20 protein-coding genes are annotated in these 19,291 nt (G+C 73.5%); 9 read left to right on the top strand and 11 right to left on the bottom strand.

The window, feature by feature from the left end:
• The coding region (locus EDM22_RS10735; protein WP_170964090.1) for a glycosyltransferase family 39 protein at positions 1-1,106 on the bottom strand (1,106 nt) is incomplete at its 3' end.
• Positions 1,107-1,297: 191 nt separating this feature from the next.
• Between EDM22_RS10735 and EDM22_RS10730 the strand changes: the two genes are divergently transcribed.
• Positions 1,298-1,978 (top strand): response regulator transcription factor, encoded by a 681-nt coding sequence (locus tag EDM22_RS10730; protein WP_122937052.1) that lies wholly within the window; start codon positions 1,298-1,300, stop codon positions 1,976-1,978.
• Positions 1,975-3,336, top strand: coding sequence for a sensor histidine kinase (locus EDM22_RS10725; RefSeq protein WP_122937046.1), 1,362 nt, complete (start codon positions 1,975-1,977; stop codon positions 3,334-3,336). Before EDM22_RS10730 ends, EDM22_RS10725 begins: the two co-directional genes overlap by 4 nt.
• Positions 3,337-3,477: 141 nt before the next feature.
• On the opposite strand, the gene EDM22_RS10720 is transcribed toward EDM22_RS10725, so the two are convergent.
• The 4 genes from EDM22_RS10720 to EDM22_RS10710 form a co-directional block, all read right to left on the bottom strand.
• Positions 3,478-4,227 (bottom strand): hypothetical protein, encoded by a 750-nt coding sequence (locus EDM22_RS10720; protein WP_122937045.1) that lies wholly within the window; start codon positions 4,225-4,227, stop codon positions 3,478-3,480.
• 1 nt (position 4,228) lies between these two features.
• Positions 4,229-4,882, bottom strand: a complete 654-nt coding sequence (locus EDM22_RS10715) for an RNA polymerase sigma factor (protein WP_122937044.1) — start codon at positions 4,880-4,882, stop codon at positions 4,229-4,231.
• 96 nt (positions 4,883-4,978) lie between these two features.
• Complete coding sequence (locus tag EDM22_RS19555) at positions 4,979-5,140, bottom strand: hypothetical protein (RefSeq protein WP_170964089.1); 162 nt, start codon at positions 5,138-5,140, stop codon at positions 4,979-4,981.
• Positions 5,141-5,237: 97 nt separating this feature from the next.
• Positions 5,238-6,896, bottom strand: a complete 1,659-nt coding sequence (locus tag EDM22_RS10710; protein WP_122937043.1) for an FAD-dependent oxidoreductase — start codon at positions 6,894-6,896, stop codon at positions 5,238-5,240.
• 186 nt (positions 6,897-7,082) lie between these two features.
• Between EDM22_RS10710 and EDM22_RS10705 the strand changes: the two genes are divergently transcribed.
• Positions 7,083-7,457, top strand: coding sequence for a hypothetical protein (locus EDM22_RS10705; RefSeq protein WP_122937042.1), 375 nt, complete (start codon positions 7,083-7,085; stop codon positions 7,455-7,457).
• Positions 7,458-7,511: 54 nt separating this feature from the next.
• Here the strand turns inward: EDM22_RS10705 and EDM22_RS10700 are convergent, their stop codons facing one another.
• Together EDM22_RS10700 and EDM22_RS10695 are read right to left on the bottom strand one after the other, a co-directional pair.
• A complete protein-coding gene (locus tag EDM22_RS10700) occupies positions 7,512-9,020 on the bottom strand; it encodes a multicopper oxidase family protein (RefSeq protein ID WP_122937041.1) in 1,509 nt (502 codons plus the stop codon).
• A 120-nt stretch (positions 9,021-9,140) separates the two neighbouring features.
• Complete coding sequence (locus EDM22_RS10695; protein WP_122937040.1) at positions 9,141-9,326, bottom strand: hypothetical protein; 186 nt, start codon at positions 9,324-9,326, stop codon at positions 9,141-9,143.
• A 144-nt stretch (positions 9,327-9,470) separates the two neighbouring features.
• Between EDM22_RS10695 and EDM22_RS10690 the strand changes: the two genes are divergently transcribed.
• Positions 9,471-10,253, top strand: coding sequence for an SDR family oxidoreductase (locus EDM22_RS10690; protein WP_122937039.1), 783 nt, complete (start codon positions 9,471-9,473; stop codon positions 10,251-10,253).
• A gap of 17 nt (positions 10,254-10,270) precedes the next feature.
• Here EDM22_RS10690 and EDM22_RS10685 read toward each other — a convergent pair whose 3' ends face one another.
• Complete coding sequence (locus EDM22_RS10685; RefSeq protein ID WP_122937038.1) at positions 10,271-12,070, bottom strand: SulP family inorganic anion transporter; 1,800 nt, start codon at positions 12,068-12,070, stop codon at positions 10,271-10,273.
• Positions 12,071-12,180: 110 nt separating this feature from the next.
• Between EDM22_RS10685 and EDM22_RS10680 the strand changes: the two genes are divergently transcribed.
• A complete protein-coding gene (locus EDM22_RS10680; RefSeq protein ID WP_122937037.1) occupies positions 12,181-12,834 on the top strand; it encodes a class I SAM-dependent methyltransferase in 654 nt (217 codons plus the stop codon).
• Between the two features lie 45 nt (positions 12,835-12,879).
• Here EDM22_RS10680 and EDM22_RS10675 read toward each other — a convergent pair whose 3' ends face one another.
• The gene (locus EDM22_RS10675; protein ID WP_122937036.1) at positions 12,880-13,362 is read right to left on the bottom strand and encodes a MarR family winged helix-turn-helix transcriptional regulator; all 483 of its coding nucleotides are present in this window, start codon (positions 13,360-13,362) and stop codon (positions 12,880-12,882) included.
• A gap of 23 nt (positions 13,363-13,385) precedes the next feature.
• On the opposite strand from EDM22_RS10675, the gene EDM22_RS10670 reads away from it, so the two are divergent.
• Entirely contained in the window at positions 13,386-13,802 is a 417-nt protein-coding gene (locus tag EDM22_RS10670) for a nuclear transport factor 2 family protein (protein WP_122937035.1), read from the top strand.
• 73 nt (positions 13,803-13,875) lie between these two features.
• Here the strand turns inward: EDM22_RS10670 and EDM22_RS20170 are convergent, their stop codons facing one another.
• On the bottom strand, positions 13,876-14,454 hold the full coding sequence (locus tag EDM22_RS20170; RefSeq protein WP_122937034.1) for a TetR/AcrR family transcriptional regulator: 579 nt from the start codon (positions 14,452-14,454) through the stop codon (positions 13,876-13,878).
• A gap of 81 nt (positions 14,455-14,535) precedes the next feature.
• Between EDM22_RS20170 and EDM22_RS10660 the strand changes: the two genes are divergently transcribed.
• The 3 genes from EDM22_RS10660 to EDM22_RS10650 all read left to right on the top strand — a co-directional run bounded on the left by EDM22_RS10660 (position 14,536) and on the right by EDM22_RS10650 (position 17,932).
• Positions 14,536-15,630, top strand: a complete 1,095-nt coding sequence (locus EDM22_RS10660) for an SDR family NAD(P)-dependent oxidoreductase (protein ID WP_122937033.1) — start codon at positions 14,536-14,538, stop codon at positions 15,628-15,630.
• 128 nt (positions 15,631-15,758) lie between these two features.
• Positions 15,759-16,331: a TetR/AcrR family transcriptional regulator gene (locus EDM22_RS10655; protein WP_122937032.1), complete on the top strand. Its 573-nt coding sequence runs from the start codon at positions 15,759-15,761 to the stop codon at positions 16,329-16,331.
• Positions 16,332-16,492: 161 nt separating this feature from the next.
• Entirely contained in the window at positions 16,493-17,932 is a 1,440-nt protein-coding gene (locus tag EDM22_RS10650; RefSeq protein WP_122937031.1) for a DHA2 family efflux MFS transporter permease subunit, read from the top strand.
• Positions 17,933-18,017: 85 nt separating this feature from the next.
• On the opposite strand, the gene EDM22_RS10645 is transcribed toward EDM22_RS10650, so the two are convergent.
• Positions 18,018-19,235, bottom strand: coding sequence for a low temperature requirement protein A (locus EDM22_RS10645; protein WP_170964088.1), 1,218 nt, complete (start codon positions 19,233-19,235; stop codon positions 18,018-18,020).
• Between the last annotated feature and the right edge of the window lie 56 nt (positions 19,236-19,291).

Genomic DNA, 19,291 nt, shown 5'->3' with positions numbered 1-19,291 from the left:
GGCACCGCCCGGCGCCCTCCGACGGCGCCGGGGCGGGACGCGACGGGCGCGGCGGACGCGGCGAGCGCGCCCAGGCCGCGCAGGCCGATCGCGACGAGCAGCGCCACCGCGGGGGCGCAGAAGGAGAGGTACCGCAGGTTGTATGTCGGCGTGAGCCACGCGTTGGCGGCGAGCACCACGGCGGTCGGCACGACGAGCCACACGCCGCCGACGAGCGCCGCGCGCCGCGCGGGCCGCATCCGTCGCAGGAACAAAGCAGCGACGATCGCGACGACGATGAGCGACCATGCCGCCACCGCGACCCACGGCGAGGAGCCGAACCACTGCCGCACCACCACCGAGTCGACGGTGGCGTAGTCCCGCCGGGCGAGGAACGCGATCTGCTCGCGCTGGGCGGCTCCGATCACGATGATCGGCGCCGCCAGCACGGCCGTGGCGACGGATGCCGCGAGCCAGCGCAGCACGGTCGCACGCGGCGCCCGGTGCGCGGCGAGCACGGCGAGCTGCACCACGGCGAGGAGCGCGAGGTAGAGGAAGAGGTAGAGGCTCACGGCCGACGCCGCGGCGAACGCCGCCCACGCCCACCAGCGCGCCTCACGGCGGCGCACGAGCGTCACGAACCAGACGACGAGCCACACCGCTGCCGCCATCGTGAAGGCGTACGAGCGCGCCTCGATGCCCAGGCGGGTGACGATGGGCAGCACGGCGAGCACGCAGCCGGCGAGCACGCCGGTCGCACGGCCGGCGAGCCGGGTGCCGAGCACGACCGTGCCGGCCGCGGCGAGCGCGACCGCGACGGCACTCGGGAACCGCACCGCGGCCTCCGAGGTTCCGACGAGCCCGATCCAGCCGTGCAGGAACAGGTAGTACAGCCCGTGCACGGCATCGATGTGGCCGAGGAGGGCGAGCAGGCTCGGCACCGAACGCTCCGCCGACAGCACGCTCGCGGCCTCGTCGCCCCAGAAGGACGGGATGCCCGAGCCGGCGAACGCGATGACGCCGGCGATGAAGCCGACCAGTGGAGCCGCGGATCGCGTCACCCATGCCCCGGCGGACCCCATGCGCACCGGAAGCCGCGACGGTCGCTCCACCGGTCGGCTCGTCATCACCCGCTCCCCTCTTCGTCCCACCATCGTGGTGGGGCAGTCTGAGGCGGTCATGGGCTGCATGGCCGGGCATTCTGAGAGTTCGTACAGGAAGGCCGCTCGGGCCGGAATGCGCGGGCCTCGAGCGGCCGCGGGCGCCGCGGCGGTGCCTAGGATGTGTGCAGACGCATCCCGCGGAGGGAGGCTCGACGATGCGGATCCTCGTCGTCGACGATGAGCCCGAACTCACCGCCCTGCTCGCCCGCGGACTCGGCGCCGACGGTCATGCGGTGGTGCAGGCCCACGACGGCATCACCGCGATCGGCGAGGCGACGCGCGCACCGTTCGAGGTCGCCGTCGTCGACGTCATGCTGCCCGGCATGTCGGGCTTCGAACTCAGCCGGCGCCTGAAGGAGGTCGACCCGTCCATGGCGGTGATCCTGCTCACCGCGCGGCGCGAGGTCGACGACCGGGTGCGCGGCCTCGACTCGGGCGCCGACGACTACATGGTCAAGCCGTTCGACCTCGCCGAACTCGCCGCCCGCATCCGCGCGGTCCGGCGCCGCGACGCCCTGCAGACGCCCGCGCGGGTCGACATCGGCGCGCTCACCGTCGACCTGCACCGTCACCGGGCCCGCGTCGGGGACCGCGACCTCGCACTCAGCCGCACGGAGTTCGACGTGCTGCGCACCCTCGCACTGCACCGCGACGAGACCGTCACCCGAGGCGCACTGCTCGACGAGGTCTGGGAGGGCAGCGCCCACGTCGACCCGAACATCGTCGACCAGTACGTGAGCTACCTGCGGCGCAAGCTCGACAGCGTCGACGCGGGCGCGCGCATCGTCACGACCCGCGGGGTGGGCTTCCGGCTGATCGCGGCAGCCGACGCATGAACCGGCTCTCGATCCGCGCCCGCATCACGGGCGGCAGCCTGCTCATCGCGCTCGTCGTCGCCGTCGTCGCGGGCATCATCATCGACTCGCAAGTGGAGCGGATCGTGCACGAGGGCACCGTCGCCGTGCTCGAGAGCGACAGCGAGCCCTACGTCGTCGCCCTCGGGGAGCAGCCGGGTTCGGACTTCGACCCCCCGGGTCCCTCGCAGCACGTCGCGGTGGTCGCCCCCGACGGCACCACGCCCGTCGACACGTTGCCGCGGGGACTGTGGCGGCAGCGATCCGACCTCGCCACCGACCACACCGCGGAGGCCGTGACCGTCGGCGAGACCACGTACGTCGTGCTCGCGAGGACCGTCCGGGTCGACGGCGAGGACTGGCACGTCATCGCCGCCCGCAACGCGTCGGAGGAGTCCACCGTGCTCGGCCAGATGCGCCTCCTCGTCATCGGCGGACTCGCCCTCGTGCTCATCGGGGTCGGCGTGGCGGCGTGGTCGCTCACGACCGGGTCGCTCGCGCCGGTCGAGCGGATGCGGCGGAGCGCCGAGCGGCTCAGCGCCGCGCCGTCGGGCGACCTCCTGCCGGTCGGGCCCGCCGACGACGAGATCGCGCAGCTCGCGCGGACGCTCAACGCGCTCATCGCGCGCCTCCGCGCCGCCTCGCAGCGGGAGCGCCAACTCGTCTCCGACGCGAGCCACGAGCTTCGCACGCCGCTGGCGATCCTGAGCGCGCGCCTGCAATTGGCGGCGGCGGAGGGCACGAGCTCCGACGACGTGCGGGCCGACCTCGAGGGGGCGCGGCGCGACGTCGCCCGGCTCTCCTCGCTCGTGGCGTCGCTCCTGGACCTGTCGGCGATCGAGGCGGCGGACCGGCCGCCCGCCACCGCCACGGCGCGCGATCTCGAGCGCGAAGGCGTCGAGGCATCCGATCGCGCCCGCTTCCGACTCACGGGAACGGAGGTGGAGGTGCGCTACGACGGCCTCGGCGAGGCGGCCGGGGCGGGCACGTTCGCGATCGACGCGGAGGACTTCGGCCGGCTCATCGACAACCTCACCGGCAACGCCATGCGGGCCATGGGCTCGTCGGGCACCCTCGGCATCGGGCTCGAACGCACGCCGGGCGGCGTGCGCCTCACCGTCTCCGACACGGGCGGCGGCCTCGACGCCGAGTTCGCCCCGCACGCCTTCGAGCGGTTCAGCCGATCGGATGCCTCGCGCAGCACCGGGTCGGGCGTGGGGCTCGGCCTCGCCATCACCGACGCGATCGTGCGCCACGCGGGCGGCACGGTGCGCCTCGACAACGCACCGGGGATCGGACTCACCGTGATCGTCGAGCTGCCCGCGGTCGACGGGCGCTGACGGCGCCCGAACGGAAACGAACCCCCCGCGGGGGGCGGGGGGTTCGTTCGCGAGCGAGGGGGGCGCTCGTCTTTTCCTTGGGGGGATCTGCTCCCGGCGGGGACCGGGATCATGCGCTCCGCCGCAGCGGGCGCTCGGGTCCTAGTGGTGCCCGCCGGCCTGCTCTGCGGCCTCGGTGGGCGGGGCGGTCGGCACGGCGGCCTCGTCGGCCGCGTTCTCGGCGCCGTTGGCGGCGCCCTCCTCGGCCGTCTCGAGTCCGGCGTCGCTCGCGCCGTCGGAGTTCTCGGCGCCGGTCTCGCTCGCGTCCTCGGCGGTGTCGAGCCCGGCCTGGCGCTTCTCGGCGGCCTTGTCGAGCGCCGCCTCCCGCTTCTCCTCGCCGTTCTGGCGTGCCTCCTCGGCCGTCTCGAGTCCGAACTGGCTGTTCTCGAGGCCCTGTTCGCTCACGTGGTCACCGCCGGGGTGCCCGGTGACCTGGTCGAAGACCTCCTGCGCCTGGGTCGGCAGCACGCCGACGGCTCCGGCTGCGCCCGCTCCGGCGACGCCGACGGCCGACGCGGCCACCGCTCCGATGGCGATCTTCGCTGCGAGGCCGAGGCCCGCGAAACCACTCAATGCCACTCTTCTTCTCCGAGTTCCCGGCGTCGGCGCCTCGTTGACAGGCGACCACGCCGCGGTCGATGCATGCAGTCCATCCGCCGTGCCCGAGAGCATCGCCGCGCGCTCGAGGTCGAGGCGACGTGCGAGTTCGGCGGATGGTCGGGGGGAATCGAGCGACGTCTGCCGGAACATCGCGACGGCGCGCGCCACGGACTCGAGGTCGGGGCGTGCCTCGGGGACCTGCCCCCGCAGCACGGCCGCAGCCTCGTCGTCGGAAATCCGGTGATTCGTCATCTCACTCCCTGCTATCGTCCGACGGCCCCGGAGGGGTACGGCCTGCGGCCAATCTCCTTCGAAGGGATTCGAGCGCGCGTCGCTGGAGTGCCTTCACGGCGCCAGGGCGCTTGCCGAGCACCGCGGCGACCTGCTCGACGGTGAGGTCGGCGATGATGCGCAGCACCATGACGTTGCGCTGGTCGGGCGGGAGCCCGTCGAGCAGGGCGCGGGTCGCGGCATCCGCCAGCTGCGTCGTCGCCTCGTGCTCGGCGCTGGGGCTGCGGCGGGTGTCGAGCTCCTCGCTCCACTCCTCATGGATGCCGCGTGCGGACCGCCGCCGGAGCTCGTCGACGAGCCGGCGGTACGCGATCGTGAACACGAACGTGCGGAACTCGGGCTCGCCGCCCCGGAAGCGGTCGAGCTGGTCGAAGACGGCCAGGAACACCTCGCTCGTGAGGTCCTCGGGCTCGTGCGAGCCCCGGGCGCGGAGGAACGCCATGACCGCGGGCGCGTAGTCGACCCAGAGGTTCGTGCACGCCCACTGCGCCCCCGACTGCGCCGCGAGCAGCACGCCGGGGAAGGCCTCGGCGCGGGCCGCGCCGCCCGAGGCGGCACGCGACGACGACGCTCCGCGGAGCTTCGATCGGGAGAGCGCGCCGTCGTAATCAGCCATGTCGGGGTCGAGTGTAGGGGAACTCGGCCCTCGTTCGGGGGTCGAAATCGGCCGCGCGCAGACGGCGACGGCCCGTGGGCCGCCGCCGTCACCGCGTCAGCGGCTGAACAGGCGCGCGAAGAAGCCGGTCGACGGCTCGTTCGCGTGGCCCTCGCAACGCTGGTTGCGGGGCACGCCGCGCATGACCTGGTCGACGTGCTGGCCGCAACCGGCCCACGTCGTCTTTCCGCACTTCCGGCAGGTGACTGCACTGCACATCTGGGGTTCTCCTCGGGTCGGGGTGGTGGGGTTCGGGGTGGATGGGCATCGCCCGCGGTGCCGCGCCGGGGAGGGGGGCACCCGCCACGGCACCGGTCTAGTTGACGAGTTCGGGCACCGCAGTGCGAGCGGTGGCGCCGGCCCGCCAGGTCAGGTAGCCGCCGTCGAGGTTGACGGCCTCGCGACCGAGCTGGGCGAGCAGGCGCACGGCGGTGTGGCCGCGCTGACCGACCTTGCAGTGCACGATCAGGCGCCCCTCGGGCAGCTCGTCGCGGCGGGCCCGGAGCTCGTCGAGCGGGATGTTGATCGAGCCGAGGATGGCGCCGTCGGCGACCTCGCCGGGCGTGCGCACGTCGACGAGGGTCGCACCCGCGTCGAGTTCCGCCTCGAGCTCGTGCCACTGGATCGCGGGGGTGAGCCCCTCGGCGGCGTTGAGCGCGACGTAGCCGAGCATGTTGACCGGGTCCTTCGCCGATGAATACTGCGGCGCGTAGGCGAGCTCCAGGTCGGCGAGCTCCGAGGCGGTGATGCCGCCCGTCATGGCCGTGGCGATCACGTCGATGCGCTTGTCGACACCGTCACCGCCGACGCCCTGGGCACCGAGGATCTCGTCGGTGTTCGCGTCGACGACGAGCTTGAGCGCCATCGACTCGGCGCCGGGGTAGTACCCCGTGTGCGATGCCGGGTGGGTGTGGAAGACGCGGATGTCGCGGCCGATGCGGCGCAGCAGCTTCTCGTTCCAGCCGGTGGCCGCGATGGTGAGGCCCATGACACCGACGACCGCGGTGCCGAGCGCGTCGCGCACGCGGATCGTCTTGCCCGAGATCGCGTCGGCCACGAGCCGCCCGTGGCGGTTCGCGAGCCCGGCGAGGGCGACGAGTCGCTGTTCACCCGAGATCGCGTCGGTCTTCTCGACCGCGTCGCCGATCGCGTAGATGTGCGGGTCGCTCGTGCGCAGTTGGTCGTCGACACGGATGCCGCCCCGCTCGCCGATCGCGAGACCGGCGGCTGTGGCGAGGGAGGTGTCGGGACGCACGCCGATGGAGGCGAGCACGAACTCGGCCGCGACGACCGTGCCGTCGGAGAGCACCGCCGTGTCGGCGCCGAGCTCCGTGACCTGCGTGCCCAGGCGCACGTCGACGCCCGCTTCGCGGAGACGCTCTGCGACGGGGCCGGCCATCTCGGGGTCGAGGGGCGGCAGCACCTGATCGCCGAGCTCGACGAGCGTCACGGCGAGGCCGCGGTGCACGAGGTTCTCGACCATCTCGAGGCCGATGAAGCCCGCGCCGATGACGAGTGCGGTACGCGGCGCGACCGTGAGTTCGGCCATCGCGGCGTCGACGTCGTCGATGTCGCGGAGCGTGAGCATCCGCTCGCCGCCGGGGATCGGGGGACGAACGGGCGTCGCGCCCGGGGAGAGCACGAGCGCGTCGTAGCGCTCCGTCGTCTCCTCGCCGGTGACGAGGTCGCGCACCAGCACGGTCTGCGCGTCGCGGTCGATCGAGATGGCCTCGGTGCGCACGCGCACGTCGAGGTTGAAGCGGCTGCCGAGCGAGGCGGGGGTCTGCAGGAGCAGGCTCTCCCGCTCCTCGATGACACCGCCGAGGTAGTAGGGCAGGCCGCAGTTGGCGAACGAGACGTGGCCGCCTCGCTCGAGCACGGTGATGCGGGCATCCTCGTCGAGCCGGCGAAGGCGAGTGGCGGCGGACATGCCGCCTGCGACGCCGCCGATGATGATGAAGTGCTTGTGGGTCATGAGACCATCGTACGGATACCCCGGGGGTATTGTCAAAATACCCTGGGGGTATCGCACAGGCTCTTCCCAGCCAGCGGATGCAGCGGCCGTGCGCCGCGTCCCGCGTGGCGCCTCGCGACGGGACCAGAGGCCCACCGCCGGCCGCGGCGGCCGCGCAGACTGGACACCTCCCCGAGGAGGTGCGTCATGACCGTCTCACCCGCCCCCGCCCAGCGGTCCGCCCAGGACGCGGCGGCCCGTCGATCGCTCCGCAACGCGTGGATCTCCGTCGCGGCGATCCCCGTGGCGTTCATCGTCGCCATGGTGGCCGGCGACTGGCTTGCGAGCCTCATGGGCTACGACCCGGGCAGCGGCGAGCTCGCGCCGATCGGGGTCATGCTCACCGCCGGCCTCGCGGGCGTGCTCATCCTCGTGGCCCCGGCCGCCTGCGCGGCGTGGTTCGGGTTCCGCGCACGCCGGCAGGGCGTCGCGTCGGGTCTCGTCCCGGCGGTCATCGGCAGCGTCGTCGGCGCGGCCGAGATCCTGTTGAACATCCTGCCGCTGCTGCTCAGCCTGCGGTGATCGTCCCCGGTCGACCGCGGTCGGCGAGGGGTCGAGCCGAGCGCATGAAGGGCGTCATCCCGTGCGGATGACGCCCATCATCCCGTTGTCCTCGTGGTCGAGGATGTGGCAGTGGTAGACGGTCGTGCCCGTGAGGCCCTCGAACGCGATGCGCACCACGGTGCTGCCGCGAGCCGGGACCTCGACCACGTCCCGACGATCGACGGCGTCGACCGTGGCGCCGTCGACCTCGATGAGCTGCATCGGCCAGACATGCAGGTGGAACGGGTGGCTCATCGTGCTCGTGTTCACGATCGTCCATTCCTCGACGGCGCCGAGGGCGACCTCGGTGTCGATGCGCGCCTCGTCGAAGCTCCGCCCGTCGATCGTGAAGCTCCCGCCGCCGCCCATTCCCATGCCGCCCATCGCGAGCGTCAGTGTGCGCCATCCGGCGACCTCCTCGAGCCGCAGGTCGCGCCGGGCGGACTGCGTCGGCACCTCGTCGACCGCCTCCGCCCGGGCACCGCCGACCGAGAACGCGAGCAGGTCGGCGCCGCTCGTCGCGCTCGGCGGCGCGCCCATCATCGTGCTCCCCCGGTCGAAGGGGAGCGTGCGCAGCACGGACTCGCCGGCGGCCGCGGTCACGAGCACGTCGGCGCGGTTGCCGGGCGTGAGCACGAACTCCTCGACGTCGGCCGGCTCGTCGTACCGCCCCGAGTCGACGCCGAGCAGCTGCATCCGCTGGCCGTCGAGCCGCAGGCGCAGGTAGCGAGAGCTGCACGCGTTCACGATGCGCCAGCGCTCCCGGTCGCCGGGGTTCGCCGCGACCGCCGCCCCCACCTGCCCGTTCACCATGACGAGGTCGCCCTCGCGGCCTGTCATGCGGTCGAACTGGGATGCCACGCGCACGTCGCCGTTCGCATCGAACGCGATGTCGGAGATCACGAGCAGTCGCTCGCGGGTGACCGGGATCGGCGTCTCGTCCTCGACGATGATCGCGCCGTACAGCCCGCCGAAGAGTTGCTCCGCGGAGTTGCCGTGGTGGTGCGGGTGGTACCAGAACACGCCGGGCGGATGATCCGCCCCGAGCACGTACTCGTAGTCGTGCGAGCCGCCCGGGTCGATCATGACGAACACGTTGTCGCTGTTCCCCTCGGGCGAGACGACGAGCCCGTGGGCGTGCAGGTTCGTGGGCGCGCCGAGCTCGTTGCGGAACGCGAGCGTGATGCGATCGCCCGCGCGCACGCGCAGCGTCGGCCCGGGCAGGCCGCCGTTGTAGGTGAGCGCCCGCACCGGCGAGCCCGCGACCACGACCTCGGCGAGCGCGGCGGTGAGCGTGAGCTCGAGTCGTCCGTCCGCGCTCATGAGCACCTCCGGCTCTCGGAGCGTGGCGGCCGATGCCGAGCCCGAGGGCGCAGCGGGGGAGGCCGAGCCCGACGTCCCGCCCGCCGGCGAGGGCGCCCCGCCCTGGGTGGTGCTCCACACGACGAGACCGGCGCCGACGACCGCGGCAGCGCCCGCGCCGGCGGCGATCAGCACGTCCCGTCGGGTCCAGCGTCGCTCGGAATCGGGTGCATGGCTCATGCTCGAACGGTAACCCCGCCGCCGCCGCGCGAGCAGGACCTCGTACCCGCGCCCGGCACCGCCCGCCCGCGCCCGGTGGTGGCCCGCGCCCGGTCGCCCCCGCCCGGGACGGCCCGCGACTCAGCTGCCGAGTGCGTGGAACAGGTCGTAGACCATGAAGGCCGGCCAGACGAAGCCCTGCAGGATCGCCCCGACGTACTCCCAGAAGCCGTCGGCCTGCTGCCAGAACCACACCCACGCGCCGAAGATCCCGAGGCCGTAGAGCGCACTGCCCCCCGCGACGACGCCCGTGTTCGAGTTGCTCATGTCATCCCCCCTGCCCGGAGGCTACGCGCGCGCCGCCGGATGTCTCGGGACCTTGTCCCCGTCCGCAGGCGAGCCCGCGACGCAGTGTGGAACGTGGGGCGGCCCGGCGTGGGAGCCCGGATCATCGCATGGAGGTCGGATCGGATGTCCCGAACGTATGTCGTCACCGGAGCAGCGAGCGGTATCGGGAAGGCGACGGCGGAGCTGCTCGTCGAGCGCGGGCATCGCGTGATCGGCGTCGACCTGCGCGGCTCGGACGTGAACGTCGACCTGGCGACCGAGCAGGGCCGGTCCGGCCTCGTCACGCAGGTCGCAGAGCGGAGCGGGGGCACGATCGACGCGATCATCGCCAACGCGGGAATCGCGACCCCCACGGCCGCGACCGTCGCCGTGAACTACTTCGGCACGGTCGCGACGCTCACCGGACTGCGCCCGCTGCTCGCCGGATCAGCGGCGCCTCGCGCGGTCGCGACGGCGTCGATGGCCTCGCTGTACCCGCCGGACGACGCCCTGCTCGAGGCGCTGCTCGCCGGAGACGAGGCCGCGGCGATGGCGCGCGGCGCCGAGCTCGAGGCCGCGGGCGGCGACCTCGCCAACCTGATCTACGGCACGACCAAGCGCGCCCTCGCGCTCTGGATCCGCCGCAACGCAGCCACCCCCGACTGGGCCGGTGCCGGCATCCCGCTCAACGCCATCGCACCCGGCGTCGTCGCCACCCCCATGACGTCGGCGTACACCGACACCGAGCAGGCACGCGAGGCGATCCTGCAGATGGTGCCGATGCCGCTCAACGGCATCTTCCAGCCGCGCGACGTGGCCTACCTGCTCGCTTGGCTCACGAGCGAGGAGAACGCCCACCTCTGCGGACAGGTCGTGTTCATCGACGGGGGGTCCGACGCGGTCATCCGCGGCGACTCGACCTGGTGATGGGGTACCGGCCCACCTCACTCCCCCTGGTCGCTCCGGCGCGGCGCGCCCGGGTCCTGCCGGTCCGAGCCCCCTGCGCCGTTCGCGCCGCCGGGGCCCTCCTCCCACTTCGTGCCCTCGAGGTCGCCGCGCAGGGTCCCCGTGACGTCGTCGACGGCGGCGCCGACGGTGGGTGCGAACCGATCGGGAGTGAACCGGTCGAGCAGGCCGTAGTCGCGCAGGACGTCGATGACGGGGTCCTTCATCTCGGCGATCACGAGTCGGATGCCGCGTGACGCGAGCCAGTCGTCGAGCTCCACGAGCTCGTCGATGGCGGTCGTGTCGATGTCGGTGATCGGCTCGGCCGCAAGGATGACGGTGCGGATGCCGGGTCCGGCCGCCCGCACACGCGCGCGCACGAAGTCCTCGAAGATGCCGCCGTTCGCGAAGAAGAGCGGCGCGTCGAAGCGCAGGATCACGACCCCGGGGATGCGCTCGGCCTCGGGATTGCGGGAGAGGTCGTGGTAACCGCGCAGTCCGGTCACCAGTCCGAGCTCCGCGCGATAGGGCCGCCACGACTGGTTCACGAAGGCGAGCAGCGACAGTGCGATCGTCACCGCGATGCCCTGCAGCACTCCGAACACGAGCACGCCGAGGAACGCCGCGACCGAGAGCGCCGCGTCGACCCGGTCCATGCGCACGAGCCGGCGGAAGCCGCGCACGTCGATCAGCCGGCTCGCGGCCGCGATCACGACGGCGGCGAGCGTCGCCGACGGCAGGTACTCGGTGAGCCCCGGAACGAGGAGCATGAACGCGACGATGAGCACGGCGCCGACCACGCCCGTGAGCTGCGTGCGGGCGCCGGCCTGCTCGGCGACGGGGGTGCGCGACGCCGACGCCGAGATCGGGAATCCGCCGAGCAGGCCGCCCGCGATGTTCGCGGCGCCGATCGACGCCATCTCGCTGCTGCCGCTCACCGACTCGCCGCGGCGGGCGGCGAACGTGCGCGAGAGCACCGCGGTGTCGGCGAAGGCCACGAGCGCGATGCCCGCCGCAGGCAGCGCGAGCGCCGCGACATCCGCCCACTCGAGGCCGCCGAGGGCGGGCGCCGGCAGGCCCTGGGGGAGCGCCCCGACCACGGGAAGGTCGCCCGACAGGCCGAGGATCGCGGTGAGCGCCATCGCGACCACGACGACGACGAGCACCCCCGGCACCGGCGACCGGAGCCACGTGAGCACGAGCACCACCACGAGCGAGGCCACCCCGAACAGGACGGCGAGCGGCTGCACCTCGCCGGCGGCGATCCCGTCGACGATGCCCACGACCTCGGCGAACGGCGACCCGGCGTCGGTCGAGAACCCGAGCAGCTTCGGCACCTGCGAGATGATCACGAGCAGCGCGACCGCGTTGAGGTAGCCCACGCGGATCGGCTTCGACAGCAGGTCGGTCACGAACCCCAGCCGCAGGATGCCGCCGAGCAGCAGGATCACGCCCACCATGATGCCGAGGAGCCCGGCGAGCGCGACCGCGAGCGACTCGTCGCCGACGGCGAGCGGCAGGATCGCGGCGGCGATGATGGGCGCGAGCGCGGAGTCGGGCCCGAGCACGAGGATGCGCGACGGGCCGAGCAGCGCGTACGCGAGCAGCGGCACGATCGTGGCGTAGAGGCCGGTCTCCGGCGGCAGGCCGGCCACCTCCGCGTAGCCCATGCCGGCGGGGATGAGCAGGGCCGTCACGACCACGCCCGCGCGCACGTCGGGCCACAGCCACGCCCGCTGGTAGTGCATCGCCGTGCGCACGCCCGGCGGCAGCCACCGCCCCATGCCCTTCGCGGCCATCTCGACCCCCTCCGTTCATCATGGCGGATCGGTGCGGCACCCGCGTGGGGCATCATGATCACGAGGGCCGGCCCACGGCGAGGCCGCCCGATCGCCCAGGAGGGAGCCCGATGACATCTGCTGCCGGAGGACCGGATGCCGAGGCCTGGGACTCGAGGTACCGCGCCGCGGCCGACGCGGGCGGTCGCACGTGGTCGGTCGAGCCGCATCGCGAGCTGCAGCGGGTCGCCGGCGGCCTGGCGACAGGGCGAGCGCTCGACCTCGCGTGCGGAGACGGGCGCAACGCTACCTGGCTCGCCCGGCACGGCTGGTCGGTGACCGCCGTCGACTTCTCGGCCGAAGCACTCGACCTCGCCCGGTCGCACGCCCCCGAGGGCGTCGACTGGGTGCTCGCGGATGTCGCGGCGTGGGAGCCCGCGCAGCGATTCGACCTCATCGTGGTCACCTACCTGCAACTGCCCGCGGAACCGATGACGGCGGTGCTCGCCCGCGCCGCCGGATGGCTCGAGCCCGGAGGAACGCTGCTCGTGATCAGCCACGACGTCGAGAACCTCGCCGCCGGCGCCCCGGGACCACGGAATCCCGTCGTGCTGCACACGCCCGAGCTGCTTCGCTCCGCGGTGGCCGGCCTGCGGGTGCTCACCGCCGAGCGGTACCACCGCGACGGCCGCGCCGATCCCGAGGGACCGGGCGACGACCCGGCGATCGCCGTCGACACCCTCCTCGTGGCGGTGCGGCCGCCGACGGAGCCGGCGCACCCGTAGCACGACGACGGGATGCGGCGCCGCGCGGTGCGGGCCCCGCGCCCGTCAGTCCGACGGCAGGGGAACGCTGCGGCCGGCGATCGCCTCGAGGCCGCCGCTCGCGGCGAGCAGCGCGACGAGCACGCGGCGTGCGGCAGCGGCATCCGCGGGGTCGACGGTCGCGAGCAGCGTCTGCTCCAGCTCGGCGCGCAGGCGGCGGCCCAGCTGGACGACCTCGCGGCCGCGATCGGTGAGCGCGATGCGGCGGATGCGGCTGTCCGCGGCATCCGCGGAACGCTCGACGTAACCGAGCTGCTCGAGCTCGATGACGGCCTTGGAGGCGGCCTGCTGCGTGACGCCGAGGGCCGCGCCGAGCTCGGTGACGGTGGGGGCGCCCGCTATGAGCCGCTGGAAGACGTAGCCGTGGGAGCGGCGGATGTGCTCGTGCCCGTCCGCCCGCAGGCGGGCGAGCAGGAACTCGTCGGCCGCCGAGCCCGCGAGCGACGCGAGCACCGGCAGGTCGAGGGCGAGGGGGTCGACTTCCGTCATATTCACAACTATAGTTGTGTTTCATGTCCGATGTCGCCGATCCCGTCGCCGCCGCCCGCGCCCTGCACGCCGCCCTCGAGGCGGGCCTGCACGGCGACCGGCTCGCCGAGCTCTTCACGGCGGATGCCACGACCACCGAGCGCCCGAACGCGATCAACCCGCGCGGCGGCACGATCGGGCTCGCCGAGATCCTGCGCGGCTCCACTGCCGGCGCGGGGCTCCTCGCGCGCCAGCGCTACGACGTGCACGATGCGTTCGCCCACGGCGACCTCGCCGTCATCCGGCTCACCTGGACGGGGGAGATCGCCGCCGACCGCGGCCCGTTCCGAGCCGGCCAGGTGCTCACCGCCCACATCGCCCAGTTCGTGCGCGTGCGCGACGGGCGCATCGCGTCGATCGAGACGTACGACTGCTACGAGCCGTTCGACGCCGCAGGCTGAGTCGTCCGCCGGCAGGTCGCACGCCCGGTCGCGTCACGCCGATCCGCTCCGACGCCCGGCGGGTCCCCGCCGCTCAGCGCGCCGCGAACGCCGCATGGAAGAGCGACCACGCCCGCTTCGCGACGGCCGGGCGCTCCGCGGCATCCGTTCGCGACAGCAGCCCCGAGAGCATCGAGATCGCGAGCAGCACGTCATCGGTCGCGACGTCGGGGCCGATGCGGCCCGCCGCGCGCTCGCGCTCGACGACGACCTCGGCGACGCGCCGGATGCGATCGCCGAGAGGCAGCACGCGCTCGTCGAGCGGGTCGGCCCAGAGCGTGTCGACGAGCGCGGTCGAGACGAGCGCCTGGTCGATGACACGGGCGAGGAGGTCGTCGAGGGTCGTCTCGGGGCGATCCGCTGCGGCCTCGAGCTCGGTCAGGTTCTCGTCGAAGACGGCCACGGCGAGCGCGATGCGGTCGGGGAAGTGCCGGTAGAGGCTCCCCTGCCCGACCCCGGCGCGCTTGGCCACCGCGCTGAGCGGCGCGGCGAGGCCCTCGGCGGCGAAGACCTCGCGGGCGGCGGCGATGAGGGCGCGCCGATTCCCGGGTCCGGCGCTCGGGCCGCGGTTGGCCTTGCGCTCGCCCGCAACTCCCTTCCGACGCTCAGGCACGGGTGTTACCTTACTACCGGACACGGTTGTCCGGTATGCGCGCCCCAGCGCCACGCCACCCGAGACAGAAGGAAGCACGCGATGAGCACCCCCAAGCCACTCACCGGCGACGACTCGATCAAGACCTGGCTGGCCGACCCGGTCGGCGGTCCGATCCTCCGCGACCTGCTCGCGCAGTCCGGGCAGGACGCCGACGTGCTGCGTCCCGTGCAGCGCCTGGCCCTCAAGCGCCTGATCAAGCTCAGCAAGGGGCAGTTCAGCCAGGAGCTGGTCGACGAGCTCGTCGTCCGGGTCGCAGCCGGCGAGGTGCCCCCGGCGACCGCCGGCGCTCCCGTCGCGGCGGCGGCCGAGGCCTCCGGCGCAGACCCGGATGCCGCGGATGCCGCGGAGGCCGCGCCCGAGGTCGAGCGCCCCGAGTGGGTCGAGCGCATCGACCAGGGCCGGTTCTCGGGCAAGACCGTGATCGTGACCGGCGCCGGATCGGGCATCGGCCGCGCCACGGCATCTCGCGTCGCCCGCGAGGGCGGACGGGTCATCGCCGTCGACGTGTCGCAGGAGCGCCTCGACGACTTCGCGGGCGAGCACGCGGGCGCCGATGTCGTGACGCTCGTCGCCGACATCACCGACGACGCGAAGGTCGCCGAGATCGTCGCCGCCGCGGGCGACCGCATCGACGGCCTCGCGAACATCGCCGGGATCATGGACGACATGACGCCCATCGGCGACCTCACCGACGCCGTCTGGAAGCGCGTCTTCTCGGTCAACGTCGACGGCACCATGAAGCTCATGCGCGCCGTCGTGCCCGCCATGCTCGCGCAGGGCGACGGCTCGATCGTCAACACGGCGTCGGAGGCCGCCCTCCGCGGCTCGGCCGCCGGCGTCGCGTACACGGCGTCGAAGCACGCCGTCGTGGGCCTCACCAAGTCGACCGCGTTCATGTACGGACCGAACGGCCTGCGCGTGAACGCCGTGGCCCCCGGCCCCACGATCACGAACATCGAGGCCACCTTCGCGTCGCCGCTCGGCGCGCAGCGCGTGCGCCAGGCGATGGCGCTCCTCCCGGATGCCGCCGAAGCCGAGGCCCTCGCGGCATCCATCACGTTCCTGCTCAGCGACGACGGCGTGAACGTCAACGGCGTCGTGCTCGCGAGCGACGGCGGCTGGTCGGCCGCGTGACCGCCGCGTGATGCCGAACGGCCCGCCCTGCCGACACGCCGGGCGGGCCGTTCCTTTCGCGGCGCATTCCCGGCTCGGTTCGGGCGCGCGGTTGACACCGTCAAGAGAGTGAGTGTACAGTCACTCACATGGCACGAACGACCCTCTCCACCTCCGACGAACGCCGCACGGCCACCGTCGACGCCGCGATCGCTGCATTCGCCGATGCGGGCTACCACGGCACCACGGTGGCGGATGTCGCGAAGCGCGCCGGCATCTCCCCCGCCTACGTGTTCAAGCTCTACTCGAGCAAGGGGGCGGTGTTCGTCGCCGCACTCGACCGCTGCTTCGACCTCGTCGTGGCCGCGCTCGAGCACGGCGTGGAGTCGACCGTCGACCACTCCCCCGAGGGCGTGCTCGACGCGATGGGCCTCGCGTACGCCGAGCTCATCGCCGACCGCGACCTGCTCATGCTGCAGGTGCACGCGCAGTCGGCGACCGACGTGGCCGAGATCCGCGCCGCGCTCCGCCGCGGCTACGAGCGGGTCACCGAGTTCGCGGGCTCGCGCTCCGGCGCGACGCCCGAGCAGGTGCAGCGCTTCCTCTCGTTCGGGCAGCTCTGCCACCTGGTGGCGACGCTCGGCATCGACGAGTCGCACGGCGGCTGGGAGCGGGTCGTCGCGGCGGGCATCCGCCACCCGGCCGCATCCGATCGGCCGTAGCCGCGCCACCGCACCACCTTCGCGAACACACCGCAGTCACCCCGCCCTCACCAACCGCACCACGCACGACCGACCATCCGCCCCACCACCGGCCGGCGCGACCGGCTCTCCGCACCCAATTGAGTGAGTGATGAATCACTCACGAACGAAAGGATCGAATCATGACCGCCACCACGATCGAACTCCGGCAACCGACCGGTACCGCTGCCACCCCGCCGCCCGACCGCCGGCGCTGGTGGGCACTCGCCGTACTCGCGCTCGCGCAGTTCCTCGTCGTGCTCGACGCCTCCATCGTGAACATCGCGATCCCGAGCATCGGCACCGACCTCGGCCTCTCCCCCGCCGCGCTCACATGGGTCATCACCGCGTACGTCCTGCCGTTCGGCAGCCTCCTGCTGCTCGGCGGCCGCCTCGCCGATCGCCACGGCCACCGCCGGCTCTTCCTCGCGGGCATCGCCGGCTTCACCGCGGCCTCCGTCATCGCGGGACTCGCACCCACGGGCGAGGTGCTGCTCGTGGCCCGGGCCCTGCAGGGCGCGTCGGCGGCACTGCTCGCACCCGCCTCGCTCGCCCTCGTGACGCGCCTGTTCACGACCGAGTCCGACCGCGCCAAGGCGCTCGGCATCTGGGGCGCCGTCGCGGGCATCGGCAGCGCCGCGGGCGTGCTGCTCGGTGGCGTGCTCACCGCGGCGTTCGGCTGGCAGGCCGTGTTCTTCGTCAACGTGCCCGTCGGCATCCTCGTCCTCGCGACGATCCCCGTCCTGGTGCGAGCGGATGCCGCGACCGCACGCGGCCGGCTCGACCTCCCCGGCGCGGCCCTCGTGACCTCCGCGCTCGTCGCCCTCGTGTCGGCGCTCTCGGCGGCGGAGCCGTTCGGATTCGGCCACCCGCTCGTGCTCGGGCTGCTCGCGGCATCCGCGGTGCTGTTCGCCGCGCTCGTCGTCGTCGAGCGCCGCAGCGACGACCCGCTCGTACCCGTCGCGCTCTTCGCCAACCGCGGGGTGCTCGCCGGCAACCTCGTCATGCTGCTCGTGGGTGCCGCGATGGTGGCGCTCTTCTTCGCCCTCTCCGTCTACCTGCAGGACGCGATGGGCTTCGACGCGCTCACCGCGGGCCTCTCGCAGCTGCCGCTCGCCGGAGCCCTCGTCGTCGCGGCCGGAGCCGTCGCCCCCGCCATCACGCGCTTCGGCCTGCGGCCGGTGCTCGCCGCCTCACTCGTGGTCGTCGCCGGAGGGCTCGGCTGGCTCGCGGCCGCCCCGGTCGACGCGGACTTCGCCCTGCACCTGCTCGCACCGACCGTGCTCATCGGCCTCGGCCTCGGCGGCGCGTTCGTCAGCACGACGCAGCTCGCCGTACAGGGTGTCGCCGGGGGCGAAGCCGGCGCCGCGGGCGGGCTCGTGAACACGAGCCTGCAGATCGGCGGTGCGGTCGGCATGGCCACGCTGCCCGCCATCGGCGCCGCGATCACCACGGCGCTCCTCGACGGTGGCGCGGATGCCGCGGCGGCATCCGTCACCGGGTTCTCGGCGGTCTTCGCCGGGGCCGGCGCCCTCGCCCTCGCCGCCGCGGCGATCACCCTGCTGCTGCGCGACCGGCGCTGACGCCCGGCACCGCACGACGGCCGACGCCCACCGGGGTCGGCCGTCGTTCGCGTCGAGCGGATGCCGCGGCCGCTCGATGCTCGCGTCAGGGCACGCGCGGCGTGGCTGCGCGCCGTGCCTGCACGACGCCCTCGAGGGCGAGCGACGCGGCGACCACCACGACCGCTACGGCGAGTGCACCCATCGGCGCGAACACGGCGAGCAGCGGGATCGACGCGGCGAGCGCCACGGCCGTGCCGACGCGGACCCGCGACCACGGCAGGTCGACGATGCGCCCGAACGCCGCCGTCGCGAGCAGGTACAGCGCGAGCCCGCTCGCGAGGGCCGCCGCTCCGAAGCCGCCGAAGGGCTCGGTCTCGCCGACGTGGGCCATCGCGTCCTCGACGCCGAGCGCCGCGAGGATCACGCCCGCGACGATCGCGAAGTGGAGGTAGGTGTACGCGTCGCGTGCGAGCACCACCCGCGAGGCATCCGCTCGCCGTTGCAGCGCGTGCTCGCCGGCCTCGGCGATGCGGGCGAAGTACGCCCACCACAGCAGGATCGACAGCACGACGGCGAACACGGTGCCGAGCGCGATGGCCGCGTCGATGGGCTCCCGGGCCACGCCCACGCCGATCGCCACGATCGACTCGCCGAGCGCGAGGATGACGACGAGCCCGTAGCGCTCCGCCCAGTGCGCGGGCGAGTGCAGGCGCCAGCCGCCCCCGCCGCGCGAGCTGGCGTAGGTGAAGACGACGTCCCAGGCGAACGCCGCCAGCCAGATCCAGGTCTGCGCGGCACCGCCCATGATCGCGCCGACGATGAGCGCGACCGCCGCGGGGACCATCGCGACCGCCTGGGTCCGAAGCACCTGCACGCGCAGGGCCCGGTCGTCGCCCGCGGCGACGAGGTAGAGGCCCGTGTGCACGAGGCGCACGAGGGTGTACGCGAGGGCCAGCACGAGCGGTCCGGACCAGCCGCCGGGCAGGTCCTCGTACGCCTCGGGAATGACCAGTGCGACGAGGAAGATCGCGATCATCGCGACGCCCATGCCGACCTGCAGCACCCCCTGGTCGGCGGGCGCCTGGTTCGCCAGCCAGCTGTAGGCGCACCACGTCCACCAGAGCAGCCCGAGCACGATGAGCGCCTGCAGCACCCCGAAGGCCGTGTGCGTGTCGGCCATCAGCATGCTGATCTGCGTGAACGCGAAGACGTAGACGAGGTCGAAGAACAGCTCGAACGTGGTCACGCGCGCCGAGGCGTCGGCGACGCGCACCCGGCCGAGGATGCCGCGGCCTCCCGGATCTGCGGTGCTCTCCTGCATGCGACCAAGCATGCAGGACGGGCGCGACGGGATCGAGGGCGGTGGCGGAGCGAACC

Source organism: Agromyces tardus (genome assembly GCF_003710805.1).
GTDB lineage: Bacteria > Actinomycetota > Actinomycetes > Actinomycetales > Microbacteriaceae > Agromyces > Agromyces tardus.
The sequence above is the reverse complement of the archived record's forward strand: the minus strand, read 5'-3'. Positions and strand labels throughout refer to the sequence as shown.